Origin of the sequence: Rhizobium leguminosarum, from assembly GCF_004123835.1 — a bacterium.
Lineage (GTDB): Bacteria > Pseudomonadota > Alphaproteobacteria > Rhizobiales > Rhizobiaceae > Rhizobium > Rhizobium leguminosarum_M.
The window spans coordinates 126,434-145,614 of the sequence record NZ_MZMU01000011.1 but is presented as its reverse complement, the minus strand read 5'-3'; the positions used below and the strand labels follow the sequence as shown (position 1 = coordinate 145,614).

The 19,181-nt window shown below is 62.2% G+C and carries 18 protein-coding genes; 13 read left to right on the top strand and 5 right to left on the bottom strand.

What is annotated here, in order from left to right; translation table 11 throughout:
• Positions 1–55 precede the first annotated feature (55 nt).
• A complete protein-coding gene (locus B5P46_RS16440) occupies positions 56–316 on the bottom strand; it encodes an ArsR/SmtB family transcription factor (protein WP_003542830.1) in 261 nt (86 codons plus the stop codon).
• Positions 317–394: 78 nt separating this feature from the next.
• Positions 395–1,159 carry a sulfite exporter TauE/SafE family protein gene (locus B5P46_RS16435; protein WP_129419582.1) on the bottom strand — a complete coding sequence of 255 codons (765 nt, stop codon included), beginning with the start codon at positions 1,157–1,159 and terminating at the stop codon, positions 395–397.
• A 107-nt stretch (positions 1,160–1,266) separates the two neighbouring features.
• Here B5P46_RS16435 and B5P46_RS16430 point away from each other — a divergent pair, with 107 nt between their 5' ends.
• Positions 1,267–1,920: a thiamine phosphate synthase gene (locus tag B5P46_RS16430; protein WP_129419581.1), complete on the top strand. Its 654-nt coding sequence runs from the start codon at positions 1,267–1,269 to the stop codon at positions 1,918–1,920.
• A 10-nt stretch (positions 1,921–1,930) separates the two neighbouring features.
• The gene (locus tag B5P46_RS16425; protein WP_129419580.1) at positions 1,931–3,013 is read left to right on the top strand and encodes a tetratricopeptide repeat protein; all 1,083 of its coding nucleotides are present in this window, start codon (positions 1,931–1,933) and stop codon (positions 3,011–3,013) included.
• A gap of 135 nt (positions 3,014–3,148) precedes the next feature.
• On the opposite strand, the gene B5P46_RS16420 is transcribed toward B5P46_RS16425, so the two are convergent.
• Positions 3,149–4,891 (bottom strand): chemotaxis protein, encoded by a 1,743-nt coding sequence (locus tag B5P46_RS16420; RefSeq protein WP_129419579.1) that lies wholly within the window; start codon positions 4,889–4,891, stop codon positions 3,149–3,151.
• 340 nt (positions 4,892–5,231) lie between these two features.
• Here B5P46_RS16420 and B5P46_RS16415 point away from each other — a divergent pair, with 340 nt between their 5' ends.
• The 10 genes from B5P46_RS16415 (at position 5,232) to B5P46_RS16370 (ending at position 16,635) form a co-directional block, all read left to right on the top strand.
• On the top strand, positions 5,232–5,561 hold the full coding sequence (locus B5P46_RS16415) for an STAS domain-containing protein (protein ID WP_129419578.1): 330 nt from the start codon (positions 5,232–5,234) through the stop codon (positions 5,559–5,561).
• A complete protein-coding gene (locus B5P46_RS16410) occupies positions 5,558–5,926 on the top strand; it encodes a response regulator (RefSeq protein WP_129419577.1) in 369 nt (122 codons plus the stop codon). Before B5P46_RS16415 ends, B5P46_RS16410 begins: the two co-directional genes overlap by 4 nt.
• Positions 5,923–7,980: a chemotaxis protein CheA gene (locus tag B5P46_RS16405; RefSeq protein ID WP_129419576.1), complete on the top strand. Its 2,058-nt coding sequence runs from the start codon at positions 5,923–5,925 to the stop codon at positions 7,978–7,980. Before B5P46_RS16410 ends, B5P46_RS16405 begins: the two co-directional genes overlap by 4 nt.
• The gene (locus B5P46_RS16400; protein WP_129419575.1) at positions 7,977–8,486 is read left to right on the top strand and encodes a chemotaxis protein CheW; all 510 of its coding nucleotides are present in this window, start codon (positions 7,977–7,979) and stop codon (positions 8,484–8,486) included. Before B5P46_RS16405 ends, B5P46_RS16400 begins: the two co-directional genes overlap by 4 nt.
• A gap of 31 nt (positions 8,487–8,517) precedes the next feature.
• Positions 8,518–10,227: a methyl-accepting chemotaxis protein gene (locus B5P46_RS16395; protein ID WP_129419574.1), complete on the top strand. Its 1,710-nt coding sequence runs from the start codon at positions 8,518–8,520 to the stop codon at positions 10,225–10,227.
• Positions 10,228–10,492: 265 nt separating this feature from the next.
• The gene (locus tag B5P46_RS16390; RefSeq protein ID WP_129419573.1) at positions 10,493–12,124 is read left to right on the top strand and encodes a methyl-accepting chemotaxis protein; all 1,632 of its coding nucleotides are present in this window, start codon (positions 10,493–10,495) and stop codon (positions 12,122–12,124) included.
• Positions 12,125–12,294: 170 nt separating this feature from the next.
• Positions 12,295–14,109 (top strand): methyl-accepting chemotaxis protein, encoded by a 1,815-nt coding sequence (locus tag B5P46_RS16385; protein ID WP_129419572.1) that lies wholly within the window; start codon positions 12,295–12,297, stop codon positions 14,107–14,109.
• Positions 14,106–14,588, top strand: coding sequence for a chemotaxis protein CheW (locus B5P46_RS16380; RefSeq protein ID WP_018072866.1), 483 nt, complete (start codon positions 14,106–14,108; stop codon positions 14,586–14,588). The genes B5P46_RS16385 and B5P46_RS16380 overlap by 4 nt, the downstream gene beginning before the upstream one ends.
• A 30-nt stretch (positions 14,589–14,618) precedes the next feature.
• On the top strand, positions 14,619–15,476 hold the full coding sequence (locus tag B5P46_RS16375) for a CheR family methyltransferase (protein ID WP_129419571.1): 858 nt from the start codon (positions 14,619–14,621) through the stop codon (positions 15,474–15,476).
• Between the two features lie 61 nt (positions 15,477–15,537).
• Positions 15,538–16,635 carry a protein-glutamate methylesterase/protein-glutamine glutaminase gene (locus B5P46_RS16370; protein WP_129419570.1) on the top strand — a complete coding sequence of 366 codons (1,098 nt, stop codon included), beginning with the start codon at positions 15,538–15,540 and terminating at the stop codon, positions 16,633–16,635.
• 83 nt (positions 16,636–16,718) lie between these two features.
• On the opposite strand, the gene B5P46_RS16365 is transcribed toward B5P46_RS16370, so the two are convergent.
• Positions 16,719–17,459 (bottom strand): 3-oxoacyl-ACP reductase family protein, encoded by a 741-nt coding sequence (locus B5P46_RS16365; RefSeq protein ID WP_129419569.1) that lies wholly within the window; start codon positions 17,457–17,459, stop codon positions 16,719–16,721.
• 73 nt (positions 17,460–17,532) lie between these two features.
• Positions 17,533–18,111 carry a TetR/AcrR family transcriptional regulator gene (locus B5P46_RS16360; RefSeq protein ID WP_129419568.1) on the bottom strand — a complete coding sequence of 193 codons (579 nt, stop codon included), beginning with the start codon at positions 18,109–18,111 and terminating at the stop codon, positions 17,533–17,535.
• A gap of 218 nt (positions 18,112–18,329) precedes the next feature.
• Between B5P46_RS16360 and B5P46_RS16355 the strand changes: the two genes are divergently transcribed.
• A complete protein-coding gene (locus B5P46_RS16355; protein ID WP_129419567.1) occupies positions 18,330–19,130 on the top strand; it encodes an inositol monophosphatase family protein in 801 nt (266 codons plus the stop codon).
• Positions 19,131–19,181 lie beyond the last annotated feature (51 nt).

The window sequence follows — 19,181 nt, the reverse complement described above, 5'->3', positions numbered from 1 at the left end:
CTCACATTGCGTTCATATGATTCGCAGCGTACCCCAGATCTTATGGGAATATGCGTCAGGCCCAGAACTGATCCAGCCACAAATTGAGCTTGTCGAAGCCGCGGTTGTTGACCGTATAGATGCGTTTGGTGCCTTCCGAGGTCACGGAGACGAGATTGCTGTCGAGAAGCGCCTTCAGGTGCTGTGAAACAGCTGGACGGCTGATCGGCAGGCCTTCGGCAAGCTCATTGACCGTCCGTGGCGCGCGACGCAATTCCTCCAGCAGAAACCGCCGGTTCGGATCGGCAATCGCAGAGAAGGGGTCCGTGTTCGACATGGCGGCAACGCTACGTCAAACCGGCCGCGCCAGCAAGGAAATTGTGCATTGCAGCGTGCCGTGGTTTCTGGTGGAATTCTACCAACCAAGGCCCTCGCGCACGATCAGGAAGGCGGCGATCAGCGCCATGGCATACATGAAAGGATAGAAGATCTGTGGCCTCATGCGGCGCACGCACCAGGCGCCGGCAATGGTGGCGAGCGGGGCGAAGGGCAGAAGCGTTGCGGAGGTCGCAAGGTTCTGGGTGCCGAGCTGGCCGAGCGCGAAATAGGGGATCAGCTTGATGGCGTTGAGGATTGCGAAGAAGCGCACGCTGGTGCCGGTATATTCGCGTGGCTGCAATTTGAGCGGCAGGGCATAGATCTGGAAGGGCGCACCGCCGGCATGGGCGACGAAGCTGCCGTAACCGGAAAATGTCCCCCAGAGGCTGGCGGCTACCGGCCGCTGGCCGCGCGGGGGGATCACCTTGCCGGCGCCCGGGCCGAAATTGCTCCAGAAATAGCGCAGGCAGAAGAGGATGGTCACCGCGCCGATGACGATGCGCAGCATGTTGCCCGGAACCAGCGCCGAGGTCGCCCAGCCCAGCGCGATGCCGAAAACGGCGCCCGGCAGCATGATCTTCAGCGTCGCCCAGTCGCCATGCTTGCGCCAGATGACGAGCGAGATCATGTCCATGAAAACAAGGATCGGCAGCAGGATGGCCGCCGCCTCGACCGGCGAGACGACAAGGGCGAGGAAGGGCAAGCCGATCAGCGACAAAGCGTCGCCCATGCCGCCCTTTGCGAGGCCCACCAGCAGAACGGCGGGCACGGCGGCGTAGTAGAATGACAAATCCTGCGGCATGCTTTCGACGTCCTCCTCTTGCCAGCCTCGTCTAACGGAACTACTCACACAAAACGAGTGTGGATCCCTCATTTCGAAGGGGAATTCGCAGGAAACGGAAAGACCCCATGACCGAACCGGAAAACCGCTGCCGCCTTGTGCTCATCGTAGCCGATATCGCCGATGCCGATGAACAGGCAAAGATCGTCGCCGATGCGCTCAAGGGCGGCGATGTCGCTTCGGTGATCGTGCCGCAATACGGGCTCGACGACGGCACCTTCCAGAAACATGCCGAAAAGCTGGTGCCGTTGATCCAGGGCGCTGGCGCCGCCGCGCTGATTGCAGGCGATAGCCGTGTCGCAGGCCGGGCGAAGGCCGACGGCCTGCACCTTTCCGGCAATGCGGAGGCACTTTCGGAAGCGATCGACAAACATGCGCCGAAATTGATCGTCGGCGGCGGCAACGCGGCCGACCGGCATCATGCGCTGGAGATCGGCGAAGTCAGGCCGGACTATATCTTCTTCGGCAAGCTCGACGGCGACATCAAGCCGGAGGCGCATCCGAAGAACCTGGCGCTCGGCGAATGGTGGGCCTCGATGATCGAGATCCCCTGCGTCGTCATGGGTGGCACCGATCCAGCCTCGGCGCTCGCCGTCGCCGAGACCGGAGCGGAGTTCGTGGCGATGCGGCTGGCGGTTTTCGGCGAGCCCGCCCGGGCGCCGTCCGTCGTTGCCGAGATCAATGCGTTGCTTGACGAAAAAGCGCCACGGTTTGAGGATTGAAATCGCGCTCATGCCGATCCCGCCCGCCCGTCATTTGAAATATCTCCTCGCCGGCATGGCCGCTCTCGTTGCGGCCGGGCCGAATATTGCCTTGGCGCAGGCGCCGGACAGCGTCATCAGCCAGCCGGGCACAGGCCCGGCTTCGACCTTCCGCACCGACCGGCCTTCCAGCCCGGGCGTGCAACCCTCCGACGGTGTCGGCGTATTCGACCGCATGGGCGCGAAGCTGCCGGACCTGCCGCCGGAGAAGGATTACAAGGGGCCGATCGACGAGGCATACGGCGCCTTCCAGCGCGGTTATTACCTGACGGCAATGGACAAGGCGCTACCGCGCGCCCAGCTCGGCGATCCGGCGGCGCAGACGCTGATCGGCGAAATCCTCTCGCAGGGCCTCGGCGTCAAGAAGGACGTGAAGAACGCTGCCTTCTGGTACGGGAAGGCGGCCGAAGGCGGCGATGCGGCGGCGATGTTCAAATATGCGCTGATCCTGATGGAAGGCGAGGGCGTGCCGCGTGACAAGGTCAAGGCCGACGACTACATGCGCAAGGCGGCCGAGGCGGGCAATCCCTCGGCGGAATTCAACTGGGCGCAGCTTCTCATCGCCGACAATCCCGGAGAGAAGGGACTGAGGCTCGCGCTGCCATTCTACGAGAAATCGGCCGAGCAGGGCATTGCCGATTCGCAATATGCCGTGGCGCAGATCTATGCGACGCTGAAGGACCTGCCGGAGGAAAAGAAGAAGCTCGCCCGCGAATGGATGGTACGCGCGGCGCGGGCCGGCTTCGATACGGCCCAGCTCGATCTCGGCATCTGGCTCGTCAACGGCGTCGGCGGGCCGAAGGATTACGTCAAGGGCTTCGAATGGCTGAAACTTGCCGCCAATGGCGGCAATGTCGCCGCGCAGAACAAGCTCGCCCATCTCTATATCAACGCGATCGGCACGGCGCCCAATCCGATCGAGGCGGCGAAGTGGTACGTGCTGTCACGCCGGGCCGGGCTCGCCGATCCGGCGCTCGAGGATTTCTATCTCGGCATCGAGGACACCCAGCAGAAGGCGGCGATCGACGCCGCCAACAAGTTCCGGCGGCGATAGCGGCCGCTTGGCGACCCGGCCGACGAGGCGGACGGGCTATTGCATAGTCCCTTAAATCTGAATCGATTTAGGCATTATGCGGCTACAGCATCCTTTGCGCGTCTGAAAAGACGTGCGGCGCTGTAGCGTTCCAACCTAAAAAAGCGCATCGGCGAAGAGGTCTTCATCGTTTTCGGCTTTGGCGGTTTCGGCGGGAGCGGAGGTGCTGTCCTCGCTCGCCGGAATGATGCCGCGATGAATGCTGCGCTCCTGGACCATCGTATAGTGCTTGAAGATCTTGCGGTCGAGCGGCGCGATCGTCTCAGCGAGATCGGAGATATCGGCGACATCGGTGCCGGCGACGCCTTCGAGCATATCGGCGCAGCCGGCAAGGACTTCGCCCAGATTATGCTGGAAATCGAGCTTGCCGATCAGCAGGCTGATCTTGGTGGCGACCTCGCGACCGTTCTCGGCGAGCACCTTTAGCTCGTTTTCCATCACGTTGGCTGCAGAGCGGATGTTGCCGACGGCCGAGGTCAGGCTTTCTCCGAGATTGCCGGCTCCGGCATCCGTGGCGGGGGCGACGCGCCCGGCCGCGGCTTCGAGCGCCGGCAGGCCGTTGACGATGGCGTCGGCGGAATCGTCGAGCTTGCCGGCGAAGATGCGCAGCTCGGCGGTGACGACGTTGATCGACTTGCCTTCCTCGCCGAGCCGGCTGCAGCGCAGGTTGGTATTCAAAGCCATATAGTGAATGTCGGTCTTGACGGCGCGGATGTTGCCGATCGCTTCGGAGAGCTTGGCGGCCGTACCGATCGTCGACTGGCTCACCTGGTCGGCCTGGCGGCTTGCCGTATCGACCTGCTTGACGATTTCATGAGCGGCCGAAACGCTGGATTCCAGCGCGCGCATGAAGTTGCCGCCGGCCTCGCCACTCTCACCGCTCATCTGATCGCGCAGCTTGAGAATCTCCCGCATGTCGTGGTCGAAACTCGCGATCGTCTTGACGACGTTTTCGGAATCCCGCTGGAAATTTGCGCACATGTCGCTCATCTGCGCCGCTGTCAGATGATGAATGACATTCTGGAGGCGCTGGCGCGCGCCGACGTCGAGCCTCGCGCCATCCTCGCCGGCAAAGAAATCTTCAAGCAGCGAAAAGGTGGCCTGCACATGCTCGATGCGCTGGCGGGTGATATCGCCGATCTGCAGGGCAGACAGGGTCGAGGCGACCTTGCTCTGGACGGCGCGGGCAATTGCGCCGACCTCGCGGGCGATGGCGCCGAGATCTTTGCGATGTCCGGCGATCTTGGCGGCATCATCGCGGAGCGCTGCCGCGACGGCCGGAACAGTATCGGCATAGCCCTTGGAAACACCGGCGCCAAAGGAGGCGGCGATCTTGACCTCCTTGTCGAGACTGTCGAGGTGCATGGCGAAACGATTGACCTCATCGGTGCCGGAATAGATGCGCTCCAGGATCTCCTGGGCGAAGCCGGCGAATTCGGCAAGGCCGGCACCGGTAATCTTCACGGTCACCGCGAAGGTTCTGAGATAACGCATCGTCTCCTGCATGTCGGAGACGTGCTTGCGCAGCTCCCTGCCGGTATGCGCCAGCGAGACGAGCGCCTGCTGCCGGTTTTCCTCGGTGACGGGCAGCGCCATCAGGCTCTCCACCGTGGCGCGGAGATCGGCGCTGGTGTCGCTCGCCTCCTTGTTGTCGAGCGTCGTGGTGACACTCTCGAGCGAGTTCAACAGACGGTTGAGGACCTCCATCACTGAGAGCAGCACGGTGCCGCCTTCGAGGAAACGCTCCTCGACCTGGCTGCGAGCAGATTCCAGGGTCTGGCTGATGTCCCTCCCGGACGTGTAGGCTACAGCGTTCGACGATACCAGAGCGTGTGCCACTTTTATACCTTTTCTTAAAATGCAGGCAATTCGACTCTATTTTTACGGGCAGGATGGAAACGTCCGGTAAACGCGCCGGGACTCGCCAGCGTTGTGATTAACGAAAGATGTTGATGGCGTGTCGGTGAAAGCCTAACGCTCGCCTTGATGATTCAACATATTGTTTTTATTTTACTTATTTCTAAATTTTGAGAAAAAAATACAACTTATCCCGGATGAGAATTGGGAGTCGCGGAACGCGCTATACGGCAGTTTCCTACAACCGCTGTTTACCCCGCATTAACGCTGCCGTGAGAGTCCTTTTAGGGTCGTCAAGTATTTTCTGGCCCAGGAGGCTGCATTGGATACTCAGAAACAATATTACGAATCTATAAATTTGCCGGACGTGCTCAGCATCCGTAACGTGACCGAACTATATTCCAAGTTTAATTATGAATTTCATAGCCGTGATACAATCATCGTCAGCATTCCAGAAGGTGCGGAAGCGGATCTGAGTTTCGTTCAACTTATCGAATCCTCGCGCCGACAAGCAAAAGCTAAAGGAAAGACGTTCAAGCTTTCTTTGCCAGCCAATGGATCGGTCTTGAAGGTACTTGAGCGCGCAGGTTTCATCGAATCCTTCGATCAAGAAGACGAAAATTTCTGGTTGCATAAAGAGGTGACGTTATGAGTGCAAATATCCTGACTGTCGACGATTCCGCCAGCATTCGTCTGACCACCAAGGTCACGCTGACCAATGCCGGCTATAGCGTCACCGAGGCGGTCAACGGGGCAGAGGGCCTGGCGACGGCCAAGGGCAGCAGCTTCGATCTGATCGTGACCGATCTCAACATGCCTGTCATGGACGGTCTGACGATGATCGAGGAACTGCGCAAGCTGCCGGCGCAGGCCGGCGTTCCGATTATCTTCCTGACCACGGAATCGGACGCCGATCTCAAGGCGCGCGCCAAGGCCGCCGGCGCGACGGGCTGGCTGACCAAGCCATTCGACCCGGACAGTCTGGTGAAGATCGTGAAGAAGGTTCTCGGACGATGAGTACGCTCGATCCGGTTGCCGTATTCCGCACCGAAGCCGCCGAATGCCTCGAAGCGATCGAGGCCGGTCTTCTCGACCTGACCCACCAGCTCGACAATAAGGATCTCGTCGACGCCGTGTTCCGCGGCCTCCACACGCTCAAGGGCTCCGGCGCGATGTTCGGTTTCGAGGCGCTCGCCGCCTTCACCCATCATTGCGAAACAGCCTTCGACCGCGTCCGCAAGGGCGAGGTTGCGGCGACCAGTGAACTCGTCGCCGCCGTTCTCGCCGCCCAGGACCATATGCGTGCCCTCGTCGATCAGCCGGACGCCGATCACGGCGATACCGGGCATAAGCTTCTGGCGCAGCTGCAGGCTGCCGTCGGCGGCAAGCAAGCGGCGGCTGCAGCAGCGCCCGCCGCTGTTCCTACGACCGCGGCCGTGCGCGAGGCACCGGCAAAGAAGAAGAACAGCTGGCGCATCCGCTTCAGCCTGCCTGCCAATTCGATGGCCAACGGCACCAATCCGCTCGGCCTGCTGGACGAGTTGCGCGATCTCGGCGAATGCACCGTGCGCGCCAACACCTCGGCCATTCCGCCCCTCGACGAACTGGCTCCGACGGAGCTCCACATTTCCTGGGACGTGACGCTGACCAGCGAGCAGGACCGTTCGGCGATCGACGACGTCTTCATCTTCGTGCTCGACGATATGGAACTTAGCGTCGAGGAGATCAGTGGGCAGGCAGCGGCAACCGCCGCTCCGGTCGAGGAAAAGGTTTCACCTGCCCCTGTCGTCGTGGCATCGGCGGCCACCGTTTCACCGACCACCGTCCCGGAGTTCCGTCCTGTCGAGGCGGTTCCGGCCAAGCGCGAGGTGCCCGCCGCCGTCAGCCAGGCAAAGGCGGCCGAGAATGTCCGCGTTCCGGCCGAACGTCTCGATGAGCTGATGGACCGCGTCGGAGAGCTCGTCATCGCGCAATCGCGCCTCAGCCAGCTCGCCAGCGCCAGCACCGATATCGCTCTGCGCTCCGTCTCGGAAGAGATCGAACGTCTCTCCGGCGAATTGCGCGACACGATGATGGTGCTGCGCATGGTGCCGGTCGCCACCCTTTTCTCCCGCTTCCGCCGCCTCGTTCACGATCTCGCCCGCGAGACCGGCAAAGTGATCGAACTGGTGACGGAGGGCGAGAGCACCGAAGTCGACAAAACCGTCATCGAGCGTCTGGCCGATCCGCTGGTGCATCTGGTGCGCAACTCGATCGATCACGGGCTCGAAACGCCCGCCGACCGCCTTGCCTCCGGCAAGACAGAAGCCGGCACGGTGACGCTTTCGGCCCGTCAGGCCGGCGGCGAGGTGATCATCTCGATCAAGGACGACGGCCGCGGCATCAATCGTGAACGGGTTCGCGCCAAAGCGGAGTCCTCCGGCCTTATCCAGCCCGGCCAGCCGCTTTCCGACTCCGAGCTGCTGCAGCTGATCTTTGCCCCCGGCTTCTCGACGGCAGCCGCGATCACCAATCTGTCCGGCCGCGGGGTCGGCATGGACGTGGTCAAGAAGACGGTCGAGGCGCTCCGCGGCGCGATCGACATCGTCAGCGTGCCGGGACAGGGTTCGGAAGTGTCGCTGCGCATCCCTCTGACGCTGGCCATCATCGACGGTCTGCTGGTACGCGTCGGTTCCGGCCGCTACGTCATCCCGCTCTCGGCGGTCGAGGAATGCCTCGAACTGTCGCTCGAGGAAGATCTTCGCTCGCGGGGCCGCAGCTTCATCTCGCTGCGCGACAGCCTGGTGCCGTTCCTGCGCCTGCGCGACCTCTTCCGCACCGGCACCAAGCCCGATGTGCATCAGAAGGTCGTCGTCATCTCGACCGGCACGGAGCGCGTCGGCCTCGTCGTCGACCAGATCATCGGCGACCACCAGACGGTCATCAAGTCGATGTCGAAACTGCACAATAACGTCGCGACCTTCTCGGGCGCCACCATTCTCGGCGACGGCAGCGTCGCTCTCATTCTCGACGTCGGGCACCTGGTTGCCGCGGGTCAGCAACAGGAGGCGCAATTGCGTGTAGCAGGATGAGTGCAACAGCAGCAGCCGAACGATTTGACAATCACTGGAACTATGCCGAGGAAGTCGAGGTCCTGACCTTCGATCTCAACGGCGAAACCTTCGCGCTGGAAGCGGTCATCGTCCAGGAAATCCTGGACCTGCTTCCCGAGACCGCGGTGCCGGGCAGCCAGCCCTTCGTCGCCAGCGTCATCAACTTTCGCGGCAAGGTCATTCCGCTCGCCGATCTGCGTCTCGCCTTCGGGATGGAAGCAGCAGAGGCGACGATCGACAGCCGCTTCATCGTCATCGAGATCGATCTGCAGGGCGAGCAAACGCTCGTCGGCCTCAGGACCGACAAGGTGAACGAGGTGACGACGCTTGCAAAGTCCGCCAGCGAGGCGCCACCGAGCGTCGGCATGCGCTGGCGCGCCGACTACATCAACTGCCTGGTGAAGAGGGGCGGAGAATTCATCATTCTCCCCAATCTGCAGGCGATCTTTTCATCGAGGCACGATGCGGCGGGAGCCGTCAATTGACGCTGGATGAATTCAACGAGGGGTTTGGACAATGCGACTGACAATAAAGACGAAACTGGTGACCGCGTTCACCTTCATCATTCTGATGCTCGTAGGCACCGCCGCTTACGGTATCTTCAGCCTTGGATCGCTGAACGACACGATCGATAAGCTTCTCGCCGGCCCGGCAGCCCGCCTCGATCTGGCGCAGCAGATCAACATTGCCCAGCTTGAGGAGATCCGCCAGCAGAAGAATCTGCTCACCGCCCGCACCGCCGAGGAGACGGCCGGCGCAATCGCGAAGGGCAATCAGGCCCGCAAGGACTTCACCGACGCCTTCAACCAGGTGTTGGAGCTGGCCACGGAAGAAGGCAAGGCGCGCTGGGCGCGCATCGCCGAACTTTCCAAGACCTTCACGGCAGCCGACGATCAGATCCGGGAATATATGAAGGCCGGCAATGCCGAAGGCGCGAATGCCGTTTCCGTCACGACGGCGCGGGTCGCTGCCAACGACATCGACTCGACGCTCAGCGAAATCCTGGCACTTGAAAAGCAGCGTATGAAGGCTGCCAACGACGGCGCCGAAGCGCAGTACACGGCGACGCGCACAACGATGGTTGCGGTCGCCGCCGTCGCCCTGCTGATTGCTGCCGTCACCGCGTTCTGGATCGCCAGTACGATCAGCAAGGGCCTCGGCCGTGCCAATATGGTGGTGCGCGAAGTGTCGGACGGCGATCTGACGAAGATGGCCGACATCACCAGCCATGACGAAATCGGCGAACTTCTGGGCAACGTCAATACTATGATCGAACGCCTGCGCGGCGTCGTTGCCGACGCACTGTCGGCCGCCGACAACGTCTCTTCCGGCAGCCAGGAACTTTCGGCGAGTTCGGAACAGGTATCGCAGGGCGCAACCGAACAGGCCGCGTCGGCCGAAGAGGCTTCCGCCTCGATGGAACAGATGGCCGCCAACATCAAGCAGAACGCCGATAACGCCGCCCAGACCGAAAAGATCGCCCGCCAATCGGCCAAGGACGCGGAGATGAGTGGTGAAGCGGTGACGCGTGCTGTCGACGCCATGCGCACGATTGCCCAGAAGATCGGCATCGTCCAGGAAATCGCCCGCCAGACCGATCTGCTGGCTCTGAACGCTGCCGTTGAAGCCGCTCGTGCCGGTGAACATGGCAAGGGTTTTGCGGTCGTTGCCTCCGAGGTGCGCAAGCTTGCCGAACGCAGCCAGTCGGCCGCTGCCGAAATCAGCTCGATGTCGAGCGATACGGTCAAGGCTGCCGCCGATGCCGGCGACATGCTCGGCCGGCTGGTGCCCGACATCCGCAAGACGGCGGAACTGGTTTCCGAGATCAGTGCTGCCTGCCGCGAACAGGATGTCGGCGCCTCGCAGATCAACGAAGCGATCCAGCAGCTCGACAAGGTGACGCAGCAGAATGCCGGCGCCTCCGAGCAGATGTCGGCAACCTCCGAGGAGCTCGCCTCCCAGGCCGAAGAGCTGCAGACGTCGATCGCCTTCTTCAAGGTCGATACGGCAGGCAGCGCGCGGTCCGCTGCCCACAAGGCGCAGCCAAAAGCTTCGGCCAAAGTAATCAAGGCCCAGGCCGCTGTCCGCAAGCCCGCCCCGCAGGCCAGCGGCCAAGGCCGTGGCCAGACGGTTTCGGCTCAGCAGCAACGTCTCAAAGGCTTTGCTCTCGATATGTCGATGGGCGGTCCAGACGCCAGCGACGACGACTTTAGGGAGAGCGCATAAACTCTCCCCTGGGAGAGACCAAGCTCTCCCAGGGAAAGCGCCCGAGCGCTTCGCCTCAATGTGATCCCTCGGGCTGCTCCGGCGGCCCGAGGAGGGAATACCCCCAACGCATGTAGGCGTTGGCGCTGCGATGGATAGATGTCCGGCTGCCGGGAAGTGAATGTAGTCGCTTTTCCCCGTTTCAACACATCACTTCCAAGCTCGACGTCCCGCCAAGGGGACATGTCTCTCTCCATTCGTTTTGACTGCAAATCGGGGGTATCACATGCGTTTCACCATTAAACTCAAACTGGGTCTTGCCTTCGGCATCATGACGCTGCTGCTGATCGGCATCGCGGTTTATGGAAGCCTCAGCCTCGGCACCTTGAACGAGGCAAGCGGCAATATGATCGACGGCCCGATGCGCCGCCTGGAACTGGCGCTGAACGCCAATATTGCCGAAGTCAACGCCATCCGCGCTCAGAAGAACGCTCTGCTTTCCACGGAACCCGACGCGGCTGCCGGTTTCTACAAGGAAGCCGACCAGAACTTGCAGGCGATGTTCGATGCCGTCGACGCCGGCCACGCCATTGCTTCGCCTGAAGGCAAGCCCTATTGGGAAAAGCTGCAGACGATCGGTGCGAAATTTCGCGACAGATCCGCCGAACTGCAGCAGCTTGACGCCAGGGGAGATCAAGCCGGTGCACTGGCGCTGTCGCTCGGTGACCTGCGCACGATGACCAACGACATGGGTGATGCGATTGCCGCACTCATCGAGATCCAGCGCAAGGGCATGAAGGCGACCGATCAGGCGAACACGGATCTTTACAACTCGACGAAGCTGATCCTCGGCACCGCTTCCGGCATCGCCGTGCTCGTGGCTCTCGGCGCTGCACTGTGGATCACGCTCGGCATCAACAACGGTCTGCGGAAGATTACGACCGTCGCAAACGCCGTCGCAATCGGCGACCTCAACCAGAAGGTCGAGCGCCTGCGTGGCGTCGTCGCCGATGCGATCTCCGCCGCCGAGAACGTCTCTTCCGGCAGCCAGGAACTTTCGGCAAGCTCGGAGCAGGTGTCGCAGGGCGCCACGGAACAGGCGGCTTCCGCCGAAGAGGCCTCGGCCTCGATGGAAGAGATGGCTTCCAACATCAAGCAGAACGCCGATAATGCCGCTCAGACGGAAAAGATCGCCCGGCAGTCGGCCAAGGATGCGGAAGCCAGCGGCGAAGCCGTCTCCCGTGCGGTCGACGCCATGCGGACGATCGCCCAGAAGATCGGCATCGTCCAGGAAATCGCTCGCCAGACCGATCTCTTGGCTCTCAATGCGGCTGTGGAAGCAGCACGCGCCGGTGAACACGGCAAGGGTTTCGCGGTGGTCGCCTCGGAGGTGCGCAAGCTTGCCGAGCGCAGCCAGTCGGCGGCTGCCGAAATCAGCTCTATGTCGAGCGATACCGTGACGGCCGCCCAGGAGGCGGGCGACATGCTCGGCCGGCTGGTGCCCGACATCCGCAAGACAGCGGAGCTGGTTTCCGAGATCAGTGCCGCCTGCCGCGAGCAGGATATCGGGGCTGCGCAGATCAATGAAGCGATCCAGCAGCTCGACAAGGTGACGCAACAGAATGCCGGTGCTTCCGAGCAGATGTCGGCAACCTCCGAGGAACTGGCCTCCCAGGCGGAAGAACTGCAGACATCGATCGCCTTCTTCAAGGTAGATATGGCCGGCGGGCGCCGCGAGCGCGCACCGGCTACAAAACTCACCGCCCGCAGCCGGGTTCAGGCCGCACCGCGCAAACCGGTCAGCAAGGCGCCGGCCAATACGGTCGTCGGCCAGCAGGCTCGCGTAAAGGGCTTTGCCCTCGATATGTCGATGGGCGGTCCCGATACGACCGATGACGAGTTCCGTGAAAGCGCATAGGGCTTTTCCGGTGCAGCAGCGGGGGCCGCTGTGGGCAGCGGCCCTTGATTGAACCGGTGCATGGACGCACTTGGTCATGCCGGCTCCGCTGGTGACGCATGAAGCGTTTTTACGACGGCACGATGTGCGATCTGGCGGAATATCCGCCGCGCTACTAACGGGGGTTTGAAATGCGCTTCACAATCAAATTCAAACTGAGCCTAGTGTTCGGTTTCATCGTTCTCCTGACCTGTGCGATGGCCGGTCTTTCGATCTATAATCTCTCGTCGCTGAACAACGAGATCTCGATCATGGTCGCCGGTCCGGTCGCCAACTTGCGTGATTCCAGCGATCTTTCCGATGCCGTGATGCGTTCCATTCGCGCTGAAAAGGATGCGATCATCAATACCGACACCGACAAGATCACCGGCTATGTCGAAGAGATCTCGCAGCAGCGAGAGCTCATCAAGACGCTCCAGGGTCGCCTTGCCGCCTCGGACGATCCGGAGATCAAGTCCGGCATGGCACAATTCGGCGAACTCTACGGCAAATGGACGGCGCTGCAGGATCGTGTCGCCGATCTCGCCAAGCAGAACACCACCGAATCCAACGCCCAGGCCGGCGTCATTTCGATGGGCGAAGGTCAGCAGGTGACGACCCAACTGCTCGGGATTCTCACCAAACTGAACGACACGGTGACCGGCAACGTCGCCGAAACCGACGCCGCCACCAACGACCAGTATGCGCACTCGCGCAATCTGCTGGTCATGATGACGATCGGCCTGATCATCGTCTCGTCGGCGGCCGCGATCTGGATCCTGCTCAATATCTCGCGCGGCCTGAAGCGCGCCGTCAATCTTGCCGATGCCGTTAGCATCGGCGACCTCGAACAGAACATCGAGCACAAGAGCAACGACGAAATCCGCGATCTCGTCCATTCGATGAGCCGGATGACGGCCAACCTACGCAGCACTGCGACGATCGCCAACGAGATCTCGAACGGCGATCTGACGGTTTCTCCGAAGCCGCTTTCGGAGAAGGACATGCTCGGCATTGCGCTCGAACAGATGGTCGAGCGTCTGCGTGGCGTCGTCTCCGACGCGGTCGCAGCCGCAGAAAATGTTTCGGCCGGCAGCCAGGAACTGTCCTCGAGCTCCGAGCAAGTGTCGCAAGGCGCCACCGAACAGGCTGCGTCGGCCGAAGAGGCTTCCGCTTCGATGGAAGAGATGGCCGCCAACATCAAGCAGAACGCCGATAACGCTGCCCAGACGGAAAAGATCGCCCGGCAGTCGGCCAAGGATGCGGAAGCCAGCGGTGACGCGGTGACACGCGCCGTACAGGCGATGCGGACCATCGCCGAGAAGATTGGCATCGTCCAGGAGATCGCCCGCCAGACCGATCTGCTGGCCCTCAACGCCGCCGTCGAAGCCGCTCGTGCGGGCGAGCACGGCAAGGGTTTTGCGGTCGTCGCCTCGGAAGTGCGCAAGCTTGCCGAACGCAGCCAGTCGGCGGCTGCCGAAATCAGCTCGATGTCGGGCGATACGGTCAAAGCGGCTCAGGAAGCCGGCGACATGCTCGGGCGGCTGGTGCCCGATATCCGCAAGACGGCGGAACTGGTTTCCGAGATCAGCGCGGCCTGCCGCGAACAGGATGTCGGCGCTTCGCAGATCAACGAAGCGATCCAACAGCTCGACAAGGTGACGCAACAGAATGCCGGCGCTTCCGAGCAGATGTCTGCGACCTCGGAAGAGCTCGCGACCCAAGCGGAAGAACTGCAAGCCTCGATTGCCTTCTTCAAGGTCGATACGGCAAGCAATCGCCAGCATCGCGTGCCGGCCGCCAAGGTCACGGTCCGCAGCGCGGCTCCCGCCGGCCGTAAGCCTATGTCCAAGAAGCCGGCTGCCAACAGCGTTGCCGGCCAGCAGGCGCGGGCGAAAGGCTTCGCTCTCGATCTCTCGATGGGTGGTCCCGATAGTGGGGACGCCGAGTTCAAGGAAAGCGCATGATCATGGCCACGACATCTCTGGAAGCGCAATTCGTGACCTTCAGCCTCGGCGAGGAGATTTTCGCCGTGCCGGTTGAGGTCGTAAGGGAAATCCTCGACTATGCGGAAGCTTTCAAGATTCCGAATGGTCCTGACTATCTGCTCGGCCTGCGCGATGTGCGCGGGCAGGGCGTGCCGACGATAGATCTTCGCCTGAAGCTCGGCATGACGAAGACCGTGCCGACGCCGCACACGCGCGTGCTCGTCCTCGACGTGCCGATGGAAAGCCGGCTGCTGACGCTTGGCCTCGTTGCCGACCGCGTCTTCGAGGTCACGCCGTTTCGGCGCGAGCAGATCGAGGCGGCGCCTGATATCGGCGTGCGTTGGCGTTCGGACTATATCGCCGGCGTCGTTCGTCGCGAAAACGGTTTCGTCGTCATCATCGATCTTGCACGGTTGCTGTCGCGCGAGGACGCCTCGGCACTGCAATCGGCGGCCTGACCCGCGCATCAACTCGGAGTACTGCATTCTATGAGTATGGCAGCAGCGGTGGAAACCCAATTGCCGGGAGACCGGATCAGCAAGCGCAACTTCGACAAGCTTGCCCGGTTCATCTACGATTATAGCGGCATCAAGATGCCGCCGACCAAGCTGACGATGCTCGAAGGGCGGCTGAGGCGCCGCCTTCGCGCAACCAACCACGCGACATTCGACGATTATTGCGACTTCCTGTTCAATCACGACGGCCTCGACCAGGAAACCGTCTACCTGATCGATGTGGTGACGACGAATAAGACCGACTTCTTCCGCGAAGCCAAGCATTTCGACTATCTGCAGAGCGTGGCGTTGCCGGCGATCGCCAACAGCGGCGTGCGGACCATCCGCACCTGGAGTTCGGCCTGCTCGACGGGGGCGGAACCCTACACGATGGCGATGGTGCTGGCGGAATTCGCCGAAGGCCGCAACGACGTCTCCTACACCGTGCTGGCGACCGATCTTTCCACCGACGTGCTGCAGACGGCGCGCCGCGGCATCTATCCGGAAGACTTGATCGCACCCGTGCCGCGCGACCTGCAGCGCAAATACGTGCTGACGGCCAAGCAGCCGGGTCGGCGGGAGGTGCGCATCACGCCGAAACTGCGCAGCAAGATCGGTTTTGCCCGTATGAACCTGATGGACGAGAAATACGCGATCGGCGAGCCGATGCACGTCATCTTCTGCCGCAACGTGCTAATCTACTTCGACAAGCAGACTCAGGCCGGTGTTCTCAACCGCCTCTGTGATTGCCTGGCGAAGGGCGGCTACATGTTTATCGGCCATTCCGAATCGATCACCGGCTTCGATCTGCCGTTGAAGCAGGTCTCGAATACGGTGTTTCAGCGTATCTAAAGCGCATCGCGTCATCCCAAAACCGCTGCGCACTTCTGGACGGCATGCATTAGGGGCACTCATGGCTAAGAAAATCCGCGTTCTCATCATCGACGATTCCGCCAGCATCCGCCAGACGCTGACCCATGTGCTGGAGCAGGATCCCGATATCGAGATCATGGCGGTCGCATCCGACCCCTTCATGGCGGCGCGGAAGCTGCAGGAGGAGATCCCCGATGTCATCACGCTCGACGTCGAGATGCCGCGCATGGATGGCATCACCTTCCTGCGCAAGCTGATGTCGCAGCGGCCGATCCCTGTCGTGATGTGTTCGTCGTTGACGGAAGCGGGTTCGGAAACGCTGCTCCAGGCGCTGGAGGCCGGCGCCGTCGACGTCATTTTGAAATCGAAGATCGGCGCCGCCGACAGCCTTTCCGACGATGCGATGCGCATTCGCGAAGTCGTCAAGAGCGCCTCGCATGCACGGCTTTCCAACGTGCGCCGCGCCGCCGGAACCATTCGCTCCGCCTCAGTGGAGGGGCCGGCCAAGAAGCTGACGGCGGATGTGATGCTGCCGCCACCGACGGGGCGGGCCATGGCGAAGACGACGGAGATGGTCGTCTGCGTCGGCGCTTCCACCGGCGGCACCGAAGCGCTGCGTGAGTTCCTCGAGGAGTTGCCGGCCAATGCGCCTGGCATGGTGATCGTCCAGCATATGCCGGAGAAATTCACCGCCGCCTTCGCCAAGCGGCTGAACGGGCTCTGCGAGGTCGAGGTCAAGGAAGCCGTCGATGGCGATCCGGTGTTGCGCGGCCATGTGCTGATCGCGCCAGGCGACAGGCACATGCTGCTCGAACGCCAGGGTGCGCGCTACTATGTCAGCGTCAAGACCGGGCCGCTGGTGTCGCGACACCGGCCCTCCGTCGACGTGCTCTTCCGCTCGGCGGCGCGCTCGGCCGGCGCGAACGCGATGGGGATCATCATGACCGGCATGGGCGACGACGGCGCGCGCGGCATGCTGGAAATGCGTCAGGCCGGCGCCTACACGGTGGCGCAGGACGAGGCGAGTTCGGTTGTTTTCGGCATGCCGAAGGAGGCGATCGCCAAGGGCGGCGTCGACCGTGTCCTGCCGCTCGACCAGATCGCCCGCGAAGTGCTGATCACGCAGCAGAAGTTTTAGGACCTGTTTGAACTGGACCGGATTGAAGCCGGCGGTATCGCAGGATGCCGCCGGCTTTTATTGTAGCCCTCTAGGTTCTGCATTCAGGCGAGATAACCGCCATCGATCGTCAGGCTGGCGCCGGTAACGAAGGCGGCCTCGGCACTGGCGAGATAGGCGGCGAGGCCGGCGATCTCGCGGTCCTCACCCAGGCGGCCAAGCGCCATCAGCGGCTTGAGGCGCTCATGATCGTCCTCATTGGGGTTCATGTCGGTCGCCGTCGGGCCGGGCTGGATGTTGTTGACGGTGATACCGCGTGGGCCGAGATCGCGGGCGAGGCCGCGGGTCATCGAGGCGATCGCGCCCTTCGTCATGCTGTAGACCGCGGAGGTCGGAAAGCCGCTGCGATCGGCGGTGACGCTGCCGATGGTGATGACGCGGCCGCCCTCCTTCATGTGTCGTGCCGCTGCCTGGATGCCGACGAATGCAGCGCGGACATTAACGGCGAACATGCGATCGAAATCCTCGAGCGAATAGTCGTCGAGCGGGTTGAGGATAAGAATGCCGGCATTGCTGACGAGAATGTCGAGACCGCCAAAGGTCTCGGCTGTCAGCGCGACGGCATCCTGTACGGCTTTCGTATCGGCACTGTCGGCCCGGATCGCCAGCGCCCTGCCGCCGGCAGCCTCCAGCTCGGCGACGATTGCCTTCGCCTTGTGCTCTGAGCTGGCATAGGTGAAGGCGACGGCGGCGCCATCAGCGGCGAGCCTTCGGACGATAGCGGCACCGATGCCGCGCGCGCCGCCGGTAATGAGGGCGATCTTGGTGGAAAGAGGTTGAGACATGCAGATTTCCTTCTATTTTTGGATCGATCAGTCTAGAATTACTCGTGGAGAAGTCAGCTCGGAGTTTTTCTCGTCAGCGGAGACTTCTGATTGCCATACGTGCGATACCGCGAAGCGTCGCGGGTGGGGCACCGTTTCGGGCACTGACTTTCATGCCCGACAGGGCAACGCCGAGAAACGGAATGGCGTCGGCGATATCGATATCTGTTGCGAGATCTCCGGTCCTGCGAGCCTCACCGAGAAGGCTCTCGATCGCCGCGTGAAGCGCGTGGCCGGCGCTGTCGGTAAGAGCTGCGACCTCGGCATCGGTGCGGCCGAATTCACAGATGGCGCTGACACCGAGGCAGCCGCGCCGTGCCTCCGCAGCGGGACGCGAGGCGAAGGCGACGAGAGCACCTTCCAGCGCCTCGATCGGCCGGCCTTCGCGGCGAAGATCGGCGATGATCTTGTCGATGCTCTCCACATTGTAACGCTTCAGCGATTCCAGATAGAGACCGCGCTTGTCGCCGAAGGTGTCGTACATGCTTTGCCGGCTGATCTTCATCGCCGTCAGCAATTCCTCGGTCGACGTGCCTTCATAGCCGTGCTCGGAAAATACGCCGATGGCGGCATGAAGGGCGGTGTCGCGATCGAATTCCTTGTGTCGTGCCATGGCGAGGCTTCTACTCTTATTGGACTGATCTGTCCATAATCAAATTAATGGTTTCTGGCGCCGCAGGGCAGCCATGCGTGCCTCCCCTTGAAATTTCCCTGATTTTGTGGTCTTGAGGCCGCCAATCTTCGCAGCGCTGCCTGTCATGCATGTTCAGGGACACTTCCCGCCCCTGGCAGCGCGCGCGCCCCGTATCAGTCCCAAGGAAAAATGCGCCGATGGCCCGTTCAGCTCTTCTCAATGTCATGGTTCAGGCTGCCCTCAAGGCAGGAAAGTCGCTGGGACGTGATTTCGGCGAAGTGCAGAACCTGCAGGTTTCCGTGAAGGGACCGGGCGATTTCGTTTCCACCGCCGACCGCAAGGCCGAAAAGATCGTCAGGGAAGAGCTGCTCAAGGCGCGTCCGACCTATGGCTTCCTCGGCGAGGAAAGCGAGGAAATCAAGGGCACCGACGGCGCGCATCGCTGGATCGTCGACCCGCTCGACGGCACGACGAACTTTTTGCACGGCATCCCGGCCTTCGCTGTCTCGATCGCGCTCGAACGCAATGGCGAGATCGTTGCCGCCGTCGTCTTCAATCCGGCGACCGACGAGCTTTATACCGCCGAGCGCGGCGGCGGCGCCTTCCTCAACGACCGACGCCTGCGCGTCGCCGCGCGCCGGGCGCTGTCGGATTGCGTCATCGGCTGTGGCGTGCCGGCGCTCGGCAAGCGCAATCACGGCAAGTTCCTGGTCGAGCTTCGCCACGTGATGGGCGAAGTGGCGGGCATCCGGCGGCTGGGCTCGCCGACGCTTGATCTTGCCTATGTCGCGGCCGGGCGTTTCGACGGTTTCTGGGAAGCGGAGCTTGCGCCCTGGGACATGGCGGCTGGCATCCTGCTCATCCGCGAAGCCGGCGGTTTCGCCACCGACTGGGACGGTGGCGCAACGATGCTGGAGAGCGGCACAATCGTCGCCGGCAACGAGATCATCCACAAGGCGCTGATCGAAGTCGTCAAGCGGCCGGTTCCCGCCAAGTGACCGAAGGAAAATCTGGCTGTTGTAAAGTCACGGTTTTCGCCCCGGCATACT